The sequence below is a fragment of the Microbacterium sp. SORGH_AS_0888 genome (assembly GCF_030818905.1).
Taxonomy (GTDB): Bacteria; Actinomycetota; Actinomycetes; order Actinomycetales; family Microbacteriaceae; genus Microbacterium.
In genome coordinates this window covers 2753183-2773603 of the sequence record NZ_JAUTAZ010000001.1, presented here as the reverse complement: position 1 = coordinate 2773603, position 20421 = coordinate 2753183, and the positions used below count along the sequence as shown (strand labels likewise).

Below are 20421 nucleotides of genomic sequence, written 5' to 3'. Positions count from 1 at the left end.
CTGTCCCATCCCGCATGTCCCAGTTCCGACCGCTCTTGCATGTCCCAGTTCCGACCGCTCCCACCCCCACCAAGCGGTCGAAAGTGGGACACACAAGGGGATGCAGCCCTTGCATGTCCCAGTTTCGACCGCTCGCACGCCGTGCAAGCGGTGCAAAGTGGGACATGCGACGGTGCAAAGTGGGACAGGGCGAGCCGACGACTACCGCAGCGCCGCGCCCATCGCGGCGAGGGCCTCGGCGAGGATCGGGCGCGGTGTCGCGAACACGACCCGCACGAAGCGCTCGTACCCGCGGCCGAGGAGCGCGCCGTCGGTGAGCACCACCCCCGCATGCTCGCGGAAGAACGCGGCCGGCGAGCCGGGGATGTCGAGCGCCGCGGTATCGATCCAGCCGATGTAGGTCGCGTCGGGAACGGCGTACGCCGCCCCGGGGAGGTGATCCGCGACGAGGCCGGCGAGGTCGTGGCGCACCGCATCCAGGTAGCGGACGACCCCGTCGAGCCAGGGCTTGCCCTCCCGGTACGCGGCGGTGGAGGCGACGACCCCGAGGGTCGCGGCACCGTGCTGCACGGCGAAGCCGAAGCGGCGGTAGACCTCCTGGTCGGCGTCGTTCGAGGTGATCAGCTGCGCCGTCTTGAGGCCGGCGATGTTCCAGGCCTTCGAGGCGCTGGTCCCGGTGATCGTGTGGGCGGCCGTCGCGTCGTTCAGGGAGGCGTAGGGGATGTGGACACGGCCGTCGTAGCGCAGCGGCGCGTGGATCTCGTCGGCGAACACCCGGCCGCCGTGCCGCGTGACGATCTCGGCGAGCGCGAGCAGCTCCTCGCGGGGCAGCACGGTGCCGGTCGGGTTGTGCGGGTTGCAGACGATGAGCGTGCGCGCGCCCGCCGCGAACGCTCGGTCGATCGCCTCGAGGTCGTGGTGCCAGCGTCCGTCGACCTCGATCCCGGGAACCTCGATCACGGGATGCCCGAGGGTCGGCAGATACGTGAGGAACGGCATGTAGGCGGGGGTGGGCACGATGACGGCGGAGCCGGGCGGGGCGTACTCGGTCACCGCGACGCCGAGCGCCGCCATGACATCGGATACGGGATGCACGCGCTCCGGATCGATCCGCCAGCCGTACTCGCGCGCCATCCATTCCGCCGTGGCCTCGCCGAGCTCTGCGGCGAGCGGTGGGGAGAGGTAGCCGAGCACCTCGTCGGCGACGGCGCGCTGCAATGCCTCGGCGATCGGCGGCGCGGTGCCGAAGTCCATCTCCGCCACCCACGCACCGATGGCGCCGGGGTGCAGGCTCCACTTGCGGCTGCTGGCCCGGTCGAGCCGAGCACGGGTGCGGAGGTCGAAGGGATGGGGACTGTCGGTCATGGGATTCCGAGCCTATTGAACGCCGCGTGCGTGCGCCTGCGCACCGACACGGAGGGACACGGATGTCGAACGCCCGGCGATCGGGGGGCGCTCCATCTCGATCTCGCGTACCCCGTCGGTCTCGCGGACCGCACCGTTCGGCACGAATCCGCTCCGCCGGTAGAACGCCTGGGCGCGCGGGTTGGGATCGGCCACCCGCAGGACCGCAGGGAGGCCCTCGGGCAGGACCGCTGCGAGGAGCTCGTGCGCGATCCCTGTCCCGTGATGCGCGGCGAGCACGTAGAGCACGTGCAGCCACCATCTGCCGGGCACGTCCGCATCCGGTGCCGCCATCGCGATGCCGACCGTCTCGTCGTCGACTCTGCCCACCGCGATCCGGTTGGCCGCCCATCGCGGATCGGTCAGCGCTCCCCGCCAGAACCGTTCTCGTGCGGGCACCGCATCGGCGGCATCCAACGTCTCGTCGGGCACCTGCCCGCGGTATGTCTCCTGCCAGGACCTGACATGCACCGCGGCCATCGCCGCGGCGTCGTCGGCACGGGCCGGGCGCACGCGAGCCCGCCCGCCGGTCAGAAGGCGCTCCCCGGGTTCAGGATCCCCTGCGGATCGAGCACGGCCTTGATCCTCTCGTGCAGTGCCACGGACACCTCGCCGAGCTCGCGGCGCGCCCACTTCTGCTTGAGCCTGCCGACGCCGTGCTCGGCGGTGACGGTGCCGCCGAGCTCGAGCGCGAGCGCGAAGATGTCGTCCGCCGCACGGTGCGCGATCTCGGGGATCTCTCCGTCCGCGTCGGTCTCGGCCACGATGATGGGGTGCAGGTTGCCGTCGCCGGCGTGACCGAATACGAAGATCGGCACGCCGTGCTCGTCCGCGATGCGGCGGATGCGGCGGATGGCCTCGGCCAGCCGGCTGCGCGGCACGGCGATGTCCTCGATGAGCGGACGCCCGATGCGCTCGATCGCGGGCAGCGCCTCGCGGCGTGCGCTCAGCAGGCGTTCCGCCTCCGCGGCGTCTGTGGTCCACTCCACGGTCGTCGCCGTCGCGGCGAGCGCCCCGGCGACGACGGCGATCTCCTGCTCCGCCCCGAACCCGTCGGTCTGGGCGATCAGGAGGGCTTCGCCGAGCGACCGCAGCGCGCTGCCGGTGGCCGCGTCGATCGCCTCGAGCGTCGCCCCGTCGAGGATCTCCAGCACGGCCGGGCGTGCACCGCTCACCGCGATCGCGGCGACGGCCGTGGCCGCATCCTCCAGGGTTCCGAAGGAGGCGGATGCGGTCGCCACCTGCGCCGGCACGGGCAGCAGCCGGACGGTCGCCGCGACGACGATGCCCAGCGTCCCCTCGGACCCCACGACCAGGCCCGCGAGGTCGTACCCGGTCACGCCCTTGATCGTCGGCCGTCCGAGCCGCACGAGGGAGCCGTCCGCGAGCACGACGTCGAGCGAGAGCACCGCGTCGCGGGTCACGCCGTACTTCGCCCCGCGCAGTCCCCCGGCGTTGGTGGCGATGTTGCCGCCGATCGTGGAGATGCCGACGCTGCCCGGATCGGGGGCGTAGAACAGCCCGTGCGCGGCGGCGGCACGGTCGAGGTCGGCCGTGATGACGCCGGCCTCGACGTGGGCGGTGCCGTCGACCGGGTCGATCACGAGAATGCGGTCGAGCCCGGACAGGTCGAGCACGATGACGCCCTCGCCCGCCACCGCGCCGCCGGCCAGGCCCGAGCCGGCGCCGCGGGTGACGACGGGCGTCCCCGTCTCGGCCGCGCGGCGGACGGTCTCCTGCACCTCGGCGACGCTGCGGGCCACGACCACCTCACGGGGCACGCCGACCGGACGCAGCCCGGAGCGGTCGATCGCGTGCGGCGTGTCCGGGATGTCGATGCTCACGGTTCCCTGCGATCCCTGCGGCGCGCTCATCGGCTGCGCTCGTACGGCGTGCGCTCGCCCGCCTCCACCGCGATGTCGAGCACGTTGCCCGCCGGCGGCAGCGGGCACAGCGCGAAGTCGGAGTAGGCGCACGGCTTGTTGTAGGCACGGGTGAAGTCGACGACCACCTCGTCGCCCGAGGCGGGCAGCTGGACCAGCAGCTCGCGCTGGGCGGCGTAGGTGGTGATCCCCGACGTGGCGTCGCGGAAGAGCAGGACGACGTGTCCGGGGACCCCGTGTGCAGGCAGCGCCACGAGACGGAAGGTGCGTCCGCGAAGCGTGAACTCGACCGCCCCCGGCGAGACCGACTCCCTCGACACCCGGTCCGAGACCGTGTCGACCGTCAGGGCGCTCTCCCCCGGCACCCAGCGACCCACGACCCGCCACGCCGGATCCGGCTCGTAGGCGGGCGTGCCGCGGAACGCGGCGACGGCGGGCGCCGCCGCATCCCGCACCCGGACGATGTCCCAGTCGCCGCCGCGGACGAGCTCGATCGTGAGGCCCTCCTGCGCGATCCGCCGGGAGCCGCCCGGTGCGGGACGGTCGAGGACGACCCGGCCGGAGCCGTCGGCCTCGGCGACGTCCAGACGCTCCCCCTCGGCGAGGTCGACGACCACTCCCTCGGGCTGCGACGACCAACGTCCGGGCAGGCGGTCGATGACGACGGGCTCGGCCGTCAGATAGTCGATGCTCACGACCGGCAGGATGCCGTCGGGGGCGGCGACGGCGCGGTCGCGCTCCTCTCGCCACCGGCGCCAGTCGGCGAGGAATGCGGTGTCGTCGATCACGGGCGTGCTCATGGGTGTCCTCTTCTCTCGATGTCAGCGGGCGGCGACCAGCGCCGGGATCACGTGGGTCGCGATGTCCTCCAGCAGCCGTGCGTTCTCGTCGGGTCCGAACGCGGGAGGCAGGAAGGCGATCAGCTCGTCCGCCTCGGCGAGCGCGACGTCGGCCAGCAGCGTGTCGACGATCCGCGCCGGCTCGCCGTGGATCGCCGGGCTCATCGTCATGGGGCGCGGGTTCTCGCCGCGCCGGGCCGCGACGGCGCCCGGGGCGACCGCGCCCTGCGGTCGCGAGGCGGCGGGTCCCTGCGTCCGCCGCTCCTGGTCGTACGCCGCATAGAGCCGGGCGAGCTCGGGCGTCGTGGCGGGCAGGATCGAGCGGCTCACGACGACCCGGGGCGGCCGCGGACCGACGTGCGCCGCCCGGTAGGCGCGGATCGCGGCGAGCTGCTCGGCGTTGTAGTCGTGGATGTCGCCGGTGAGGATCGTGGAGAGCATGAGCCGCAGCCCCTGCGAGCCGATGCGCTCGGCGGAGGCGATGGACCCGCCGCCGTACCAGACGCGTTCCAGCAACGCGGGGCTGGCGCCGCGGACCGTCAACGGCTCGTCGAGCGGCGTGCCGTCGAAGGAGACGCCCTCGCCGACCGCCTCTCCGCGGATGCCGCGCAGGAACGTCGCGAGCCGGCGCTGCGACTGCTCGCGCCCGTCGTTCGCCTCCTGCCCGAACGCGGCGTCGAAGCCTCCCTGCCCGGTGCTGAGGCCCAGCTGCAGCCGCCCGCCGGTCAGGTGGTCGGCCGTGCTCGCCGCCTCCGCCAGCAGCACCGGATCCTCGTACCGGATGCCGATGATCGCGGTGCCGAGCCCGATCCGCTCGGTGTGCTGCGCGACCACCGGCAGGAACACGAGCGGGGACGCGAGGTAGTTGTCGAAGTGCCGCTGGTACACCCAGCCGCGGTCGAAGCCGAGCTGCTCGCCGTGCTGGAACAGCCGGATGCCGTCACGCAGCGCCTCGCCGGCCTGCCCGGATGCGAACGGCACGCGGGTGTGGAATCCGACGGTGAGCGGCGCGCTCATGCGCGACGAGCGAGGGGCTCGGCCCGGAACGTCAGCTCGGGATCGATGCCCCGGCGGGCGACCTCCTCGCGGACGAGCGGGATGATCTCGCGTCCCACCTCGATCGCGTCGCCCAGGTCGCCGAGGGTCGGCAGCGAGATGACGTCGGCTCCGAGCTCGACGTATTTCACGAGCGCCGCGGCGATCGTCTCCGGCGAGCCGACCAGCAGCGAGGACGCGCCGCCGGAGCCCGCGATGCCGCGCGGGGTCCACAGCACGCCGCCGTCGTGCTCCTCCGCCTGCTCGGAGATCTCCCGCAGGCGCACGGTTCCGACGTTCGTCGCGGAGATCCGGGAGACCTGGTCGTAGAAGGGGCGCGTGCGCTCCACGAGCTCGTGCGCCTTGCGCCTTGCCAGCTCGTCGGTCGCGGCGACGACGGGCCGGAACGTGACCCAGAACCGGATGCGGTCGGTCCGCCCCGCAGCCCGGGCGTGGTCGTAGACGCGGGCGATCTGCTCCGCGGTCTCGGCCAGCGGCTCGCCCCACAGGGCGAAGATGTCCGCCTGCGCGCCCGCCGCGTACGCGTACTCGCTCGACCCGCCCAGCGACACCGCGAGCGGCCCGCCGGAGGACGTCGCGTAGCCGGGGCCGAAGTCCTCGAACCGGTAGAACTCGCCGTCGTGGGAGAACGGCGCCTTCGCGGTCCAGACCTCGCGCAGCACCTCGACGAACTCCGCCGAGCGCCGATAGCGGGCTGGCTTGTCGAGGTAGTCGCCCTGGCTCCGCTGCTCCTCGTCGCTGCCGCCCGAGATGATGTGCACGATCGCGCGTCCCCCGGAGATCTGGTCCAGGGTGGCGAGCGCCTGCGCGGCCACCGTCGGGAAGGCCGTGTTGGGGCGCACCGCGACGACGGTCTTCAGCCGCTCGGTGGCCTCCAGCACGGTCGCCGCGACGACGTACTGATCGAAGCTCGCCGAGGCGTAGGGGATCAGCGTGTAGTCGAAGCCGAACTCGTCGATCGTGCGCGCGTAGCGGCGCAGCCAGACGGGGTCGATGGGTCCGGTGAAGCCGGCGGCGGGAGCACCGGGCGGTCGCAGACCGATCGCGTTGACGAACTCGACGGGCATGGGAAGGCCTTTCTCGGGATGCGGACGCTCGCGCCTCAGGCGCGCACGCCCTCGGTGAACTCGGGCTGGGCGACGACCGCACCCCGCTGGCCGGTGGCCTCGCGATGGGCGAGCTCCTGCCGCACGAGGGGAAGCACGTACCGGCCGTAGTCGATCGCGTCGTTGAGGTTGTCGTAGCCGCGGATGGAGACGAGCGTGGCACCCAGGTCGACGTAGTCGAGGATCGCCGCGGCGACCGTCTCGTAGCTGCCCACGAGCGCCGTCGACGCACCGGAGGCCTGGGTGACGGCGGCGGGCCGGGTCCACAGCGCACGGTCGTGCACCTCGCCGCGGGAGGCGGCATCCAGCAGTCGCTGCGAGCCGACGTTCTGCGGCGCGGCGCCCTTGTCGTAGTGCTTGTGGAACGACCCGTTGGCGTAGGTCTCCGCGATCGTCCCGATGATGCGGTGGGCCTTCTCCCATGCCAGCTCGTCGGTCTCGGCGACGATCGGACGGAAGGTCACCCAGATGCGGGGCGTGTCGGCGCGACCGGCCAGCCGTGCCTGCTCCGCGACGCGGGCGATCTGCTGCCGGGTGTCGGCCAGAGGCTCGCCCCACAGGCCGAAGATGTCGCCGAGCGCGCCGCCGACGCGGTAGGCGGCATCCGACGACCCGCCCACGGACACCGGGATCGGCGCGCCGCTGTAGCTCGGCAGGGCCGGGCCGAAGTCGTCGAAGCGGTAGTGGCGGCCCTCGTGGGAGAAGGGCGCCTTCTCGGTCCACGCGCGCTGCACGATGCGGATCCACTCCTCGGAACGGTCGTACCGCTCGTCCTTGCCGAGGTAGTCGCCCTGCCGCGCCTGCTCCGTATCGCTGCCGCCCGAGATGATGTGGACCACGGCGCGGCCCTCGGAGAACTGGTCGAGCGTGGAGAGCTGCTGGGCGGCCACGAGCGGGAAGACCGTGTTGGGCCGGACCGCCACGATGGGCTTGATCCGCTCGGTGGCGGCGGCAACGGCCGTGGCGATCACGAACGAGTCGGGGCCCTGGCTGCCGTAGGGCACGAGCGTGTAGTCGAAGCCGGCGTCCTCGAGTGTGCGGGCGTAGCGGCCGAGGTAGGCCGCGTCGACGGCGCGTCCGCCCGGGCGGGGGTTCAGCTCGTCGGCGTGACGGGTGTTGATGGCGCTGATGAACTCGACGGTCATGGCACTGTCCTCTCAGGGGGTGGGGAAGCCGGTCAGGAGCTCTGAAGGGCGAGGCTCTTCGCCGAGACGGATGTGCCGTCCAGGCGCGGATCGGGGATCGCGTCGACGAGCGCGCGGGTGTACGGGTGCCGCGGGGCGTCCAGCACCTGTTCGGCGGTGCCGTCCTCGACGACCCGCCCGCGCTGGAGCACGGTCACGGTGTCCGCGACCTGCCGTACGAGGGCCAGGTCGTGCGAGACGAACAGGTACGTGAGCCCGCGCTCCACCTGCAGCCGCACGAGGACGTCGAGGATCTCCGCCTGCACGCTCACGTCGAGCGCGCTCGTGGGCTCGTCGAGCACGACGACGTCCGGCCGCAGCGCGATCGCGCGGGCGATCGCCACGCGCTGACGCTGCCCACCGGACAGGGCGGCCGGGTGCCGATCCCACAACGTGTCCTTCAGCCCCACGGCGGCGAGCGTCTCGCGTACGGTCTCCCGCCGGGAATGGCGGTCGCCGACGCGGTAGCGGTCGAGGGGCTCGCGCACCAGCCGCTCCACCCGCCAGGTCGGATCGAGGGAGGTGAAGGGGTTCTGGTAGACGAGCTGCAGGTGGCGCCGTGCGGCGCGCAGGTCCCCGCGGCTGCGTCCGTGGATGTCTTCGCCCCCGACCGTGATCTCGCCGGCGTCGGGCTGCTCGAGCCCGAGCAGCAGGCGCACCGCTGTCGTCTTGCCCGAACCGGACTCCCCCACCAGGGCGTGCGTGCTGCCGGCGGGCACCCGGAACGACACGTCGTCCACGGCGCGCAGGACCGAGCCGTCCACCGTGAACTCCTTGACGGCCCCGGCGACCGAGACCTGCGGACGGGCCGGGTCGATCGTGCGGGCACGGAGCGCCGCACGATAGCGGTCGGGGTTGAGCGCCGGCACGTCGTCGCGCAGCGCCGCGGCGTACTCGGACCGGGGTGAACGGAACACCTCGGCCGTGGGACCGGCCTCCTGCACGACGCCGTCGCGCAGCACGAGCAGCGAGTCCGCACGCTCGGCGGCGAGAGCCAGGTCGTGCGTGATCAGGAGCAGGCCGATCCCGAGAGACGTGCGCAGCTCGGTCAGCAGGTCGAGGATGCGCTTCTGGATCGTGACGTCGAGTGCGCTCGTCGGCTCGTCGGCGACCAGCAGCGACGGCTCGGGCAGCACCGCCAGCCCGATCAGAACGCGCTGGAGCATCCCGCCCGACAGCTGATGCGGGTAGGAGCGGTAGACGCGCACCGGATCGGGCAGGCCGACCCGTTCGAACGCCTCCAGGATGCGGGCACGGCGGCGCCCGGCATCCTTCTCCCCCATCAGCGCCGCCGCCTCGTGGGCCTGCGCGCCGATCGTGCGGACGGCGTTGAGCGAGGAGGCGGGGTCCTGCGGCACGAAGCCGAGTCGGCGTCCGCGCAGCGACCGGAAGGCGCCGAGGGACAGCGCGAGCGTGTCCTGCCCCTCGAACTCCACGGTCCCCGTGGCCTTGCCGGTGTCGCGCGGGAGGAGCCGCAGCACCGCCCGCGCGATCGTCGACTTGCCCGACCCGGACTCGCCGATGAGCGCCAGGCTCTGCCCGCGGGCCAGGTCGAAGCCGACGCCGGAGACGACCTGCGTGCGGCCGTAGGACACGGACAGGTCACGTACCCGCAGCAGCGGTGCGCTCTCGTGGACGGTCATCTCATCCCACCTTCCGGATCCAACGGCTGATGCGGTTCACGCTCAGGACGGTCGCGACGATCATCACGGCCGGCGCGTAGACGAGCCAGGGGCTCGTGACCATGTAGTCCTTGCCGGCCGAGACCAGCAGGCCCCAGTCGGAGGCCGGTGGCGGATCGCCGTAGCCGAGGAAGGCCAGGCCCGCGATGATGAGGATCGACATCCCGAACTGGAGGACGGCGAGGGAGGCGACCGATCGGGAGGCGTTGGGCAGGACGTGCGTCAGCAGCACGTGCCAGCGCGATCCGCCCTGCAGCACGGAGGACTCCACGAACACGGCCTGGCGCACCTTCAGCGCCTCGGCACGCATGACGCGGGCGAACACGGCCACGGCGGACACGCCGGTCGCGATCGCCGCATTGATCGTGTCGAAGCCGAGCGAGCTGACCACGACGACCGCCAGGAGGAAGCTCGGGATCGCCAGGAGGACGTCGACGACCCGAGCGAGCGTCACGTCGAGCCAGCCGCCGAAGTACCCCGCGACGAGGCCGATGAGGCCACCGACGATGACGGCGATCGCCACCGCGACCAGGGCGCTGGCCACCGAGGACGCCGTGCCGTGGATGATGCGTGCGAGCAGGTCACGGCCCAGGTTGTCGGTGCCGAACCAGTGCGCGGCGCTCGGCGACAGCAGCTTCTCGGACGTGTCGCCGGTCACGGGGTCGTAGGAGGTGAACAACGACGGCGCCACCGCCCAGGAGACGACGATCAGCAGCACCGCGAACGAGAGGATCACGGTGGGCGGCAGCCCCGCCAGCCGGGCGAGCGAGGGCCGGAGCGAGCGTCCGGAGCGGGGGTCGGGATCGGGGACGACGGTGGAGGAGACCACGGCGGTCATGAGACGCTCACCTTCTCTTCGTGGGCGGGCTCGAGGGCGCTGGACGACGGGTCGTCACGGGTCACGGGGAGGGGACGCGCCGAGGGGGCCAGCAGCGTCACCCGCGGATCGAGCACGGGGTAGACCAGATCGGCGACGAGGTTGACCGCCACGAAGACGACGGCGGCGAGCGCGACGACGGCCTGCAGCACGGGCAGGTCCTGCGAGGCGACGGCGCTCTGCACCACGCTGCCGATGCCGACGCGGCCGAAGACAGCCTCCGTGATCAGCGCGCCGCCGAGCAGCTCCCCCACCGTCAGCGCGATGACCGTGACGACCGGCAGGGAGGCGGGCTTGAGCAGATGGGCGAAGAAGAGGCGGGTGCGTCCGAGGCCGCGGGCGTAGGCGACGACCGCGTACTCCTGCCGGAACTCGTGGTCGAGACCCGTGATGAGCACCTCCGAGATCTGCGCGGAGACCGGGATGGCGAGCGCGAGCGCGGCGAAGAACGTCGCCGTCGGGCTGTTCGGGTCGATCACGGAGAACAGCCCGAGCTGGAATGCGAACACGTTCAGCAGCAGCAGGCCGATCACGAAGTTCGGCTACGGAGAGCGAGAGCGAGGGCAGCGAGCGCAGCAGCCCCTGGCCGAAGCGGCGGGGAAGCAGCTGCACGGCGTACGCGGTGCCGAAGGCGAGCAGGAGGGCGACCACGAGCGCCGTCGCCGCCAGCGCGATCGTCGACGGCAGCGCGTCGCCGATGAGCTGGCTCACGGGGAGGCTGGTGCGCAGCGAGATGCCGAGGTCGCCGACCACGAAGCGGCTGAGCGAGCCCCAGAGCTGCTCGATGACCGGACGGTCGAGGCCGTAGTAGTCCACGACCTTGGCGATCTGGTCCGGGGTGAACCCGTTCTCGGGGTTGGTCAGCGTGCTCGTGAGCGGGTCGCCGGGCAGCACGCTGATCACCACGAAGGTGAGCACGTACGCCGACAGCACCACGAGGATCGCCTGGCCGAGCCGCTTGGCGGCGTAGACGAGATAGGCGGTGTTCATGGGTCTCTCCGGAGGGGGTGGGACCGGCCGGCGGAGGGTTCCGCCGGCCGATCTGCTGTCACTTCGTCAGGTACGCCGTGTAGAAGTCGGCGATCGCGACGCCGTTGAAGCTGATCCCCTGCAGCTTCGGGCTCGCGACATAGATGCGCTGCACGATCTGCGTGATCGGGATGAACAGCCCCTGCGTGAGCACGTAGGTCTGCAGCTCGTCGACGGCCGCGGCGCGCGAGGTCGTGTCGGTCGCCGTGGCGATGCGGTCGCGCAGGCCGTTGAGCGTGGTGTCGGTCTCCCCGAGGCCGAACCAGTCCTCGCCCTTGTTGGCGTTCGTGAGCACGCTCGCGACGGTCCCGACGTCGATGAACGACCGGGTGACCTCGTACAGCGGCGTGCTCGCGTTGTTCAGCACCTTCTGCCCGAAGGTCGTCACGTCGTAGGTCTGGACGTCCACCGTCCATCCCAGCGCCGTCAGCTGCTGCGACACGAGCTCGTCGATCGCCGCGGACGTCGCCAGGTAGGGGTTGGCGTAGAGCGTGACCGCGAGCGGCTTCCCGTCCGTTGCTGCGCTTGCCGTCGGCGCCACGCACCCAGCCGGCCTCGTCGAGGAGGGATGCGGCCTTGTCGGCGTCGTACGCGAAGTCGGCCGAGTGATCCGTGGCCTCGGGCACGTTGCTCTGGATGAACCCCTCCGCGGCGTGCCAGTCCGGGGTGTAGACCGTCTTCAGGATCTGATCGCGGTCGATCGAGTGCTGCACCGACTGACGCACTCGCACGTCGTCGAAGGGGGCGGCCTGCGTGTTCACCCGGTAGCCGTTGGTGAAGCCGAGGTAGCGGGGCGTGTACACGCCGTAGCCCTGGCTCGACAGCGTGCTCAGCTCGCTCGGCTGGATGTTGTAGATGACCTGCGCCTGCCCGGAGGTGAGGGCTCCGATGCGGGTCGAGGACTCGCTGACCTGCTTGTAGGTGAGGGAGTCGAGGTAGGCGGGTCCGGTGTGGCCGAGGGCGGCGGGCGCCCAGTCGTAGTCGGCGCGCTTGACGAGCTTGACGTTGTCGCCCTGCGTCCAGGAGGCCACCGTGAACGGTCCGGTTCCGGAGAAGTTGCTGAGGTCGGCCTGCTGCTCCTTGGACAGCGCCAGGGTCTTGGGCGAGATGAGGATCGACCCGTGGTAGCCGAGGGTGGGGATGAAGCCGAGCGTCGGCGCGCTGAAGTCGACCTTGACGGTCTGGGCGTCGACGGCGGTCGAGCCCTTGTACGTCTTCGGGAAGAGGCCGATCGGGGTGATGCCCTTGTCGGACTGGCCGAAGGCCCAGTAGTCGAGGTTCTGCACCACGGCCGCCGCGTCGAAGGGCGTGCCGTCGGAGAAGGTCACGCCCTCCTTGAGGTGGAGCGTGAACTCGGTGGCGTCCGCGTTCTGGTCCCAGCTGGTGGCCAGCCACGGGCTGGCGGCGCCCTTGTCGTCGACGTACACGAGCTTGTCGGTGATCTGACCCCAGATGTTCCCCTCATAGCTGGAGATCGAGCTGAGGTTCGGGACCCACGTCGTGCTCAGGGAGTTGGTGAGGAAGACGACGTCGCCGCCCTGGGTCGGCTCGCTGCTCGCGCCGGCACCGGGTCCGGTTCCCGCGCAGCCGGCGACCAGCGCCACGGAGACCGCGACGGCGGCGGCGAGGGCGCCTCGCCATCGGCCGCGTCTGGTGATGTTCATGTGCTGTGTGTTCCTTCGATTCGATCGGGTGGAGTGCGCGCTCTCGGGCGTCCCGAGCGCTGAGGGAAGTGTCCGCGGCGACGCCGCGGCGCGTCCAACCACGAGGGCGGATGGGAAACCATCACGGCCGACGATGGTTCTCCGCCGAGCTCCGACGACCTCGAGAACCCCGGAATCACGCGGTACGACGCGGCGGAGGGCGGCCGATCTCTCGCCTCGACCGCCCTCCGCCGCGCCGGCGAGAATGACGTTGTGTTGCAGGGGCCCGCCGTGTGGGCGGACGCGAAGGCCTCCCGTGCGGGGGCTCAGCTGCTCTTCCACACGTCGTAGAAGTACGGCCGTCCGACCGCGTTCGTCACGATGCCGTGGACCTTCGCGCTCGCGACGTAGACCTGGTAGTTGTCCACCAGCGGCACGGTGTAGGCGGCGGAGACGACAGCGCGCTGCACCGCCTCGGCGGCCGCGGCGCGCTCCGGCGTCCCCGGGGCGGTCCGCGTCAGCGCGAGCAGCAGCGGGTCCAGCGTCGACGCCTCGGTCGCCTCGCCGGCGAGATGGAACTGGTCGGCCGCGGTGCTCCCCCAGTACTGCTTGAGCGTCGCCGCGTCGAGGAACGTGTTCGCGGTGGGGATGAGCTGCGTGGTCGCGGCGTTGAACACGTCGCCGTAGCTCGTCGCATCCGTCTGACGGATCGACAGCTCGATGCCGATGGCCGCCAGCTGCTGGGACACGAGCTCGAGCAGCCGCGAGCTCGTGTTGAGGTTCGGCGAGGTGTAGGCGGTCAGGCTCAGCCGTTCGCCGTCTCTCGTCCGGATGCCGTCCCCGCCGGAGACGACCCATCCGGCCTCGTCGAGAAGCCGCTTCGCGGCATCCGGGTCGTACGCCAGCTCGCCGCTCAGATCCACCCACCCCGGCGACGCCTGCTGGATCGCGGACGTCGCCGGGTGCCAGCTCCCGTTGTAGATCGTGTCGACGAGCTCCTGCCGATCGATCCCGGACTGGATCGCCCGGCGGACGCGGACGTCGTCGACGATCTGCGCCTGCGGGCGGAGCACGAAGTTGATGGGCGTGCCGAAGTAGCGCGCCCGGATCACGTCCCATCCGGCCGTCTCCAGCCGCTCCTCCTCGGTCGGCTGGACGTAGTGGATGGAGTCCGCCTGTCCGGACTCCAGCGCGCCGAGGCGTGACGCGTCCTCCGCCACCGCGACGAAGACGATCCGCTCCAGATAGGCCGGACCGGAATGCGAGAACGCCGGGCTCGCCCAGCCGTAGTCGTCGCGTCGTTTCAGCACGATCCGCTGGCCGGGGGTCTGCGATTCGAGCACGAACGGGCCCGTGCCCACGACGTTCTCCAGCTTCGCCTGCTGCTCGACGGGCAGGTCGAGCGTCGCGTCCGAGAGCATGCCCGCCGCGAAGAAGCCGAGGCTCGGGATGAAGCCCTCGTTGGGGCTCGTGAGCGTCACCTGCACGGTGAGCTCGCCCGTGGCCTCGGCCCGCTGGAACTCGACCGGGATCAGCGGCGCACGGGTGAGTCCCTTGTCGGGCTCGCCGAGGCCCAGCACGTTCAGGTTGTGCGCGACCGTGGATGCGGTGAGCGCGGTCCCGTCGGAGAAGCTGACGCCGGGGTGGATCTCGAGCGTGTACGTCAGCCCGTCCGCGCTCGAGGTCCAGGAGTCGGCGAGCCAGGGGTGGACCGTCCCGGTGTCGTCGACGTAGACGAGCGTCTCCACGAGCTGGGTCCAGACCTGGCTCTTGTACCAGTTGTTGCTCTGCTGCTGCTGCCAGCCGTCGGCGAGCGCCGGGACGGCGTGGACGAGCTGACCCCCGCTGTGCGGGGTCTCGGAGCCCTGCTGCCCGGGCGCGGTCCCTGCCGTGCAGCCGGCGAGCAGCAGCGTCGCGATGAGAGGGGCGACCAGGGCGATGAGCCGTCGCGGTCGTCGGGTGTTCATGTCGGGTGTTCCTTCACGGGTCGAGGACGAGACCGGGGGCGGCACACCGTCGGCGGCACCCGTCGCCCCCGGGGGCGCGTGCCGCGCGGGACTACACGCCCAGCGCCCGGCGACCCGCGCCGACCAGGGCCTGGTCCTCCTGCGGCGGGTGCACGCGTGCCGAGAGCACATCGCGCAGGTGGCGCTGGAGCGGGTTGTGGCGGGTCAGGCCCGGGTTGCCGATCGCGGCGACGGCGGTCTCGACGGCCGTGATCGCCGCGCGGACGATCTGCACCTTCGCCAGCGGGGTTCGCGCGATCGCCGTCTCGTCGCCGGCGACGGCGCGGGCGGTGATGTCGTAGAGCAGCGTCTCGGCCGTGACCAGCTGGGCCTCGATCTCGCCCGCGACGGTCTGGATGCGCTCGGTCGTCGCGATGGGACGTCCGAGGGCGGCGGGGACGCGCTCGTTCGCGAACCGGACGAAGAACTCCTGTGCCGCGCGGGCGACGCCCACGTAGAGGGCCGTGTGCCCGAGCGCGAGGGGGCCGCCCTGCCCGGCCGGGTCGCGGTAGACGCCCTGGTACGGGATCTCCAGGAAGTTCTCCACGGGTGCCTCGACGTCACGGTAGATCACGTCGTGCGTCGAGCTGGCACGCAGGCCGAGGTGGTCCCAGGTCTCCACGATCTCGATCCCCGGGCTCCCGCCGGGCACGATCACATGGCCCACGCGCGGCGTCGGGTCATCCGTCTTCACCCACACCAGGTGGTAGTCGAGCCCCGTGCTGGCGGTCACATAGGCCTTGCGTCCGGAGACGACCCAGCCGGATGCGGTGCGTCGCGCCGTCGTCGCGGGCAGTCCGCCTCGCGCCGGTGCGCCGAGCTCCGGCTCGGCGCGTGCCGTGTTGATCGACACGGGGCGCTCGGCGGTCTCGGCGAGCACGCGGTCGTAGAGATCGGCGGGCCACACGTCGGCGTGCGCCTGGGCGACGTGGGTGCCGACGGTGTTGGCGAAGATGAGCGCGACGGAGGGGTCGCCCTGGCCGAGCGCCTGCAGCACGCGCAGGCGTTCCACCGCGTCCAGCCCGCCGCCGCCGAACCGCTCCCCGATCACGGCGGCGAACACGCCGTGCCGATGCGCGGCCTCCAGCCCCCGCGTCGGGAACTCACCGCTCCGGTCGTACTGCTCCGCCGTCTCGGCGACGGCGGCGGTGAGAGCGCTCAGCCGCTCCGAGGTCGGCACGAAGCGGACCGCTCCGGCGGAGTCGGGTACGGAGAGGGCGTGGCCGTGCGCGGCGGAGAGGGAAGTGGTCATGCTGTCATGCTCGGCGGCGACGGGCCCGGGCGTCCAACAGGGATCGTTGAACCGTAACGATCAGAGGTCTCTATGACCGTGCGTGTCGAAGTGAGTCGGAGACGGGCCGTCTCCGGGCCCGGACGGCGGATGATGGCGGGATGGCCACCGTCCAGGAGTCCAGCGCGCACTGGGGAACGTTCCGTGTCGAGGTGGCCGACGACGGCAGGACGGTGACCGCGGCCCGGCCGCACCCGGACGAGCCCGACGCCGCGCCCGCGATCGGGAACGTCGCCGCGGCCCAGCACCACCCCTCCCGGGTGCGGCGCCCTGCCGTCCGCAGGCGCTGGCTCGAGCGGGGGCCCGGCGCCGACCCACGGCGGGGCGCGCCCGACGACGAGTACGTCGAGCGGGACTGGGACGAGGTCCTGGACCTCGTCGCCGCCGAGCTCTCGCGGGTGCGGGAGCAGCACGGCAACGCCGCGATCTTCGGGGGCTCCTACGGGTGGGGCAGCGCCGGCCGCCTCCACCACGCACAGAGCCAGCTCCACCGCTTCCTCAACGCGATCGGCGGGTACACCGCCTCCGTCAACGACTACAGCCGCGGGGCGAGCCTCGTGCTGCTGCCGCACCTCATCGGGCGCGACGGCATGGCCGAGCTGCGGGCCCGCCCGACGTCGTGGCAGCAGATCGCCGAGCACACCGACCTGTTCCTCGCGTTCGGCGGGCTGCGGCGTTCGAACGGCTGGGTCGTGCCGGGCGGCCACGATCGGCACACCGCGTCCGACCACGCACGCCGGGCCGCGGCATCCACCCGCATCGTCTCCCTCTCGGCGCAGCGCGACGACGTGCTGCCCGAGCTGGGCGCCGAGTGGGTGGGGGCGCGACCGGGCACGGATGCGGCGGTGCTCCTCGCGATGGTCCATACGCTGGTCGTGGAGGGGCTCGCCGACGACGAGTTCCTCGCGCGGTGCACGGTCGGGGCGGACCGGGTGCGCGCGTACGTCCGCGGTGAGCTCGACGGCGAGGAGAAGACCCCGGAGTGGGCCGCGGCGCTCAGCGGGGTTCCGGCATCGACGATCCGCGCGCTGGCGCGGCGCGCGGCGTCCGGCCGCACGCTCGTCAACGTCACGTACTCGCTGCAGCGGCACGTCGGCGGGGAGCAGGCCGTGTTCGCCGCACTGACGCTGGCGGCCTTCCTCGGCCAGATCGGACTGCCGGGCGGCGGGTTCAGCCACGGCTACGGGTCGATGGGCGACTACGGCAACGGCTTCGAGCCGGTCCCCCTGCCGACGCTCGATCAGGGACGCAATCCCGTGTCCGACGTCATCCCCTGCGCCCGCATCAGCGATCTGCTGCTGCACCCCGGCGAGCGGATCCCCTATGACGGCGGGAGCCTGACCCTCCCCGACATCCGGCTGGTCTACTGGGCCGGCGGGAACCCGTTCCACCACCATCAGGACCTGCGCCGGCTGGAACGCGCCTTCGCGCGGGTGGACACCCTGATCGTGCACGAGTTCCACTGGACGCCGACGGCGCGGCACGCCGACATCGTGCTGCCGGCGGCGAACCCGCTCGAGCGTGAGGACGTCGCGGCCGGTCCCGGCGACGCGCGCCTGCGCGTCATGCCCCGCATCGTGCCGCCGGCCGGTGAGGCTCGGGAGGAGTTCTGGATCTACGACCGGCTGGCCCGCCGGCTCGGAGCGGACGTCGCCGAGGGGCGCAGCTCCCGCGCGTGGCTCGAGCGCATCTACGAGCAGTGGCGGGAACGGGTCGGCGTCGCCGGAGCGCCCCCGTTCGCGCAGTTCTGGGCCGAGGGCGGCACCCCGCTTCCCCGGGTGCCGTACGCGGACCCGGCGTTCGCGCGCTTCCGCGCCGATCCCGAGGCGTCCCCGCTCGGCACCCCCAGCGGCCGGATCGAGCTGTTCAGCCGGACGCTCGACTCCTTCGCGCTGCCGGATGTCGCCGGCCACGCCGTCTGGCCCGCGGCCGCACCGGCCGATCCGGAGCACGACCTCGAGCTCCTGTGCACCCAGCCATCCCACCGCCTGCACTCGCAGCTCGACATGGGCGAGGCGAGCCAGTCGACCAAGGTCGCCGGCCGGGAGGCGATCCGACTCAACCCGGAGGACGCCGTCGCGCGCGCCGTCGCGGACGGCGACGTGGTGCGCGTGCGCAGCGCCCAGGGCAGCATCCTCGCGGGCGTCGTCGTCACCGACGCGCTGCTGAAGGGCGTCGCTCAGATGCACACCGGCGCGTGGTTCGACCCCAGCGCGCCCGAGATCGCCGACTGCGTCAACGGGAACGTGAACGTGCTGACCCGCGATGTGGGCACCTCGACCCTGACGCAGGCCTCGAACGGCGCCAGGGTGCGGGTGTCCGTGGCGCGCTACGACGGGCCGCTTCCCCCGATCCGGGCGTACGGGCCGCCGGTCATCGCCGACTGAGCACCTGCGCGCAGGGGGAGCCGGACACGCCCTGCGACGTCGTGGTGGGAAGGGCTCACGCTCGCACGCCGAGCACGCTCGCCACGGATCGCACGCCCGGGCCTTCTCCGGATGCCGCCGCTTCGGCGAGCGCGCGCTGCACCGCCTCGTTCACGGGAGCCGGGATGCCGAGCAGGCGCGCCTGCAGCACGATCTCCCCGCTGAGGAAGTCGACCTCGCTGCCGGAGCCGCGGGCGAAGCTCTGCCAGGTCGACAGGCCCTGGGGTGCCGGATCGGATCGCGCCGACGTCTCGGCCGGTCCCTCCGGCGACGGCGGCGGGGAGAACGGGGCGCCGCCCAGCTCGGCGGGGTCGGCGAGGTCGTAGCCCGCCGCGGACAGCACGTCCCGGGCTTCCGTCCGCACGAGGTCGCGCAGCTCCTCCTGCTGCTCCGGCGTGCCGGTGAACACCTCCGCGGCGAAGGTCGCCGCCGTCGCCGCCTTCCAGGCCTTCCACCGCGACACGTCGCCGGTCTCGTGGATCAGCCACCGCGCGGCGCGGAGGTCCGCCGCGATGCCGGCGACCTCCGCCGCGGCACGCGGGGCGCGCTCCGCGGACGGGAAGGCGCCGAGGATGATCCGCCCCAGCTCGGGGCCGCCGCGCACCGTGACCTCGCCCGGCACGAGGTGCTGCGCAGCGACGAGGGTGGTTCCGCCGACGACCGAGGCGAAGTGCCGCAGCGCGACGCGTTCCGCCTCGAGTCCGTTCTGCAGCGTCACGATCGGCAGGGTCTCCCCCGCGAGCGCGCCGTCTCCGACCGGGCGCGCCGCCCAGCCCGGCACGGCCGCCGCGACGTCCTGCGTCTTCACGGCGAGCACGAGCACATCGTCGGGGGCGAGGGGGATGTCGACCGCCGAGTCCGCGACCGGCAGGTCCAGCACGCGGGTCCGTCCCTCGTGGGAGAACCGGATCCCGTGTGCGGCGATCGCCTCGAACGAGCGTCCGCGGGAGACGAGGAGGACGGGGACACCGGCCTCGACGAGCCCCGCGGCGAGCGCCGCGCCCACGCCGCCGGCGCCGATCACGACGTACCGGCGGGTCATGCCGACACCGCGTGCACGTAGCCGCGGACCGTGAAGAAGCCGTCCAGGGCGGCGAGGGCGGCGTTCTCGATCTCCGCGTCGAGGCCACGTCGCGCGATCAGCCGGACGAAGATCCGTCCGAGCGGGGGCAGGTCGTGGCGGGCGACCAGGCCGGCGGGCGCCTTGCCGGCGCTGGGCAGCACGGCCACGCCGAGACCGGCACGCGCCGCGGCGATGACGCCCTCGAGGCTTCCGGACTCCGCCGCGATCTCGACCCGCCGCCCCCGGACGTTCAGCTCCTGCAGGGCGCGCTGCCGCATCCCGCACGGCTCGACGTACGCGACCAGCGCCACCGGCGCATCGTCGGCGGGCGGCGTCCACCCGGGCGAGGAGTACCAGTTCAACGGCAGGCTGCCGACCTCCGTGCCGGCGACCGTCTGCCCCGTGTCCAGCACGACGGCCAGGTCGATCGTGCCCTTCGCGACGGCCTCGACCATCTGGGTCGACCGGTCGATCGTGAACTGCACGTGCGTGTCCGGGTAGGCCGAGTGGAGCCGGTCGAGCATCTCGGGCAGGACCTGTTCGGCCGCCGTCTCGGTGGAGCCGACCACGATCGTGCTGCTGCGGCTGACGTCGAGGCGGGCGAGCGCCTCATCGTGCACGGCGAGGATGCGGCGGGCCTCGGCGAGCAGCTTCTCCCCCGCGAGGGTGAAGCGCGCCCGGCGGCCGTCGCGCTCGACGAGCCGCTGCTGGAGCCGTCGCTCCAGCGAACGCACGTGCTGGCTGACGGTGGGCTGGCTCATGTGGAGCGCCGCGGCCGCGCGTCCGAACCCTCCGCACTCGTCGATCGCGACGAAGGTGCGCAGCTGGATGATGTCGAGAGTCTCGGCCATGGCGCGACGGTACGCTCTTCGCGGTTCGGCCGTGAGACCGCCGGTCATACGGTGTCATGAGACCACCGCGACCCATCACGG

General features: G+C 72.4%; 15 protein-coding genes and 3 pseudogenes. 1 reads left to right on the top strand and 17 read right to left on the bottom strand.

Annotated features, from left to right (window positions below):
* Positions 1–201 precede the first annotated feature (201 nt).
* The 14 genes and pseudogenes from QE381_RS13425 to QE381_RS13360 form a co-directional block, all read right to left on the bottom strand.
* Complete coding sequence (locus QE381_RS13425; RefSeq protein ID WP_307218932.1) at positions 202–1365, bottom strand: MalY/PatB family protein; 1164 nt, start codon at positions 1363–1365, stop codon at positions 202–204.
* Between the two features lie 12 nt (positions 1366–1377).
* Positions 1378–1884, bottom strand: coding sequence for an N-acetyltransferase (locus tag QE381_RS13420; protein WP_307218930.1), 507 nt, complete (start codon positions 1882–1884; stop codon positions 1378–1380).
* Between the two features lie 50 nt (positions 1885–1934).
* A complete protein-coding gene (locus QE381_RS13415) occupies positions 1935–3278 on the bottom strand; it encodes an FAD-binding oxidoreductase (protein ID WP_307218929.1) in 1344 nt (447 codons plus the stop codon).
* Positions 3275–4087 carry a DUF1684 domain-containing protein gene (locus QE381_RS13410; protein WP_307218928.1) on the bottom strand — a complete coding sequence of 271 codons (813 nt, stop codon included), beginning with the start codon at positions 4085–4087 and terminating at the stop codon, positions 3275–3277. Before QE381_RS13410 ends, QE381_RS13415 begins: the two co-directional genes overlap by 4 nt.
* 21 nt (positions 4088–4108) lie before the next feature.
* Positions 4109–5143, bottom strand: a complete 1035-nt coding sequence (locus QE381_RS13405) for an LLM class flavin-dependent oxidoreductase (protein ID WP_307218926.1) — start codon at positions 5141–5143, stop codon at positions 4109–4111.
* Complete coding sequence (locus tag QE381_RS13400; protein ID WP_307218924.1) at positions 5140–6249, bottom strand: LLM class flavin-dependent oxidoreductase; 1110 nt, start codon at positions 6247–6249, stop codon at positions 5140–5142. The genes QE381_RS13405 and QE381_RS13400 overlap by 4 nt, the downstream gene beginning before the upstream one ends.
* Positions 6250–6284: 35 nt before the next feature.
* Entirely contained in the window at positions 6285–7433 is a 1149-nt protein-coding gene (locus QE381_RS13395; protein WP_307218921.1) for an LLM class flavin-dependent oxidoreductase, read from the bottom strand.
* Positions 7434–7465: 32 nt separating this feature from the next.
* Positions 7466–9115: an ABC transporter ATP-binding protein gene (locus QE381_RS13390; RefSeq protein ID WP_307218919.1), complete on the bottom strand. Its 1650-nt coding sequence runs from the start codon at positions 9113–9115 to the stop codon at positions 7466–7468.
* A 1-nt stretch (position 9116) separates the two neighbouring features.
* Positions 9117–9992: an ABC transporter permease gene (locus QE381_RS13385; protein ID WP_307218917.1), complete on the bottom strand. Its 876-nt coding sequence runs from the start codon at positions 9990–9992 to the stop codon at positions 9117–9119.
* Complete coding sequence (locus tag QE381_RS13380; RefSeq protein WP_307218915.1) at positions 9989–10564, bottom strand: ABC transporter permease; 576 nt, start codon at positions 10562–10564, stop codon at positions 9989–9991. Before QE381_RS13380 ends, QE381_RS13385 begins: the two co-directional genes overlap by 4 nt.
* A 190-nt stretch (positions 10565–10754) precedes the next feature.
* A pseudogene (locus QE381_RS13375) lies at positions 10755–11021 on the bottom strand (ABC transporter permease); the annotation flags it as partial.
* The gene (locus QE381_RS13370; protein WP_307218913.1) at positions 11018–12724 is read right to left on the bottom strand and encodes an ABC transporter substrate-binding protein; all 1707 of its coding nucleotides are present in this window, start codon (positions 12722–12724) and stop codon (positions 11018–11020) included. The gene QE381_RS13370 and the pseudogene QE381_RS13375, both read right to left, overlap by 4 nt.
* Positions 12725–13029: 305 nt before the next feature.
* On the bottom strand, positions 13030–14670 hold the full coding sequence (locus QE381_RS13365) for an ABC transporter substrate-binding protein (protein WP_307218911.1): 1641 nt from the start codon (positions 14668–14670) through the stop codon (positions 13030–13032).
* A gap of 91 nt (positions 14671–14761) precedes the next feature.
* Positions 14762–15961 carry an acyl-CoA dehydrogenase family protein gene (locus QE381_RS13360; RefSeq protein WP_307218909.1) on the bottom strand — a complete coding sequence of 400 codons (1200 nt, stop codon included), beginning with the start codon at positions 15959–15961 and terminating at the stop codon, positions 14762–14764.
* A 140-nt stretch (positions 15962–16101) separates the two neighbouring features.
* On the opposite strand from QE381_RS13360, the gene QE381_RS13355 reads away from it, so the two are divergent.
* Complete coding sequence (locus QE381_RS13355) at positions 16102–18387, top strand: molybdopterin-dependent oxidoreductase (RefSeq protein ID WP_307218907.1); 2286 nt, start codon at positions 16102–16104, stop codon at positions 18385–18387.
* Between the two features lie 55 nt (positions 18388–18442).
* Here QE381_RS13355 and QE381_RS13350 read toward each other — a convergent pair whose 3' ends face one another.
* The 3 genes and pseudogenes from QE381_RS13350 to QE381_RS17940 all read right to left on the bottom strand — a co-directional run.
* Positions 18443–19468: a ketopantoate reductase family protein gene (locus tag QE381_RS13350; RefSeq protein WP_307218905.1), complete on the bottom strand. Its 1026-nt coding sequence runs from the start codon at positions 19466–19468 to the stop codon at positions 18443–18445.
* A pseudogene (locus tag QE381_RS13345) lies at positions 19465–20058 on the bottom strand (LysR family transcriptional regulator substrate-binding protein); the annotation flags it as partial. The pseudogene QE381_RS13345 and the gene QE381_RS13350, both read right to left, overlap by 4 nt.
* 3 nt (positions 20059–20061) lie before the next feature.
* A pseudogene (locus QE381_RS17940) lies at positions 20062–20340 on the bottom strand (LysR family transcriptional regulator); the annotation flags it as partial.
* Positions 20341–20421: the final 81 nt, after the last annotated feature.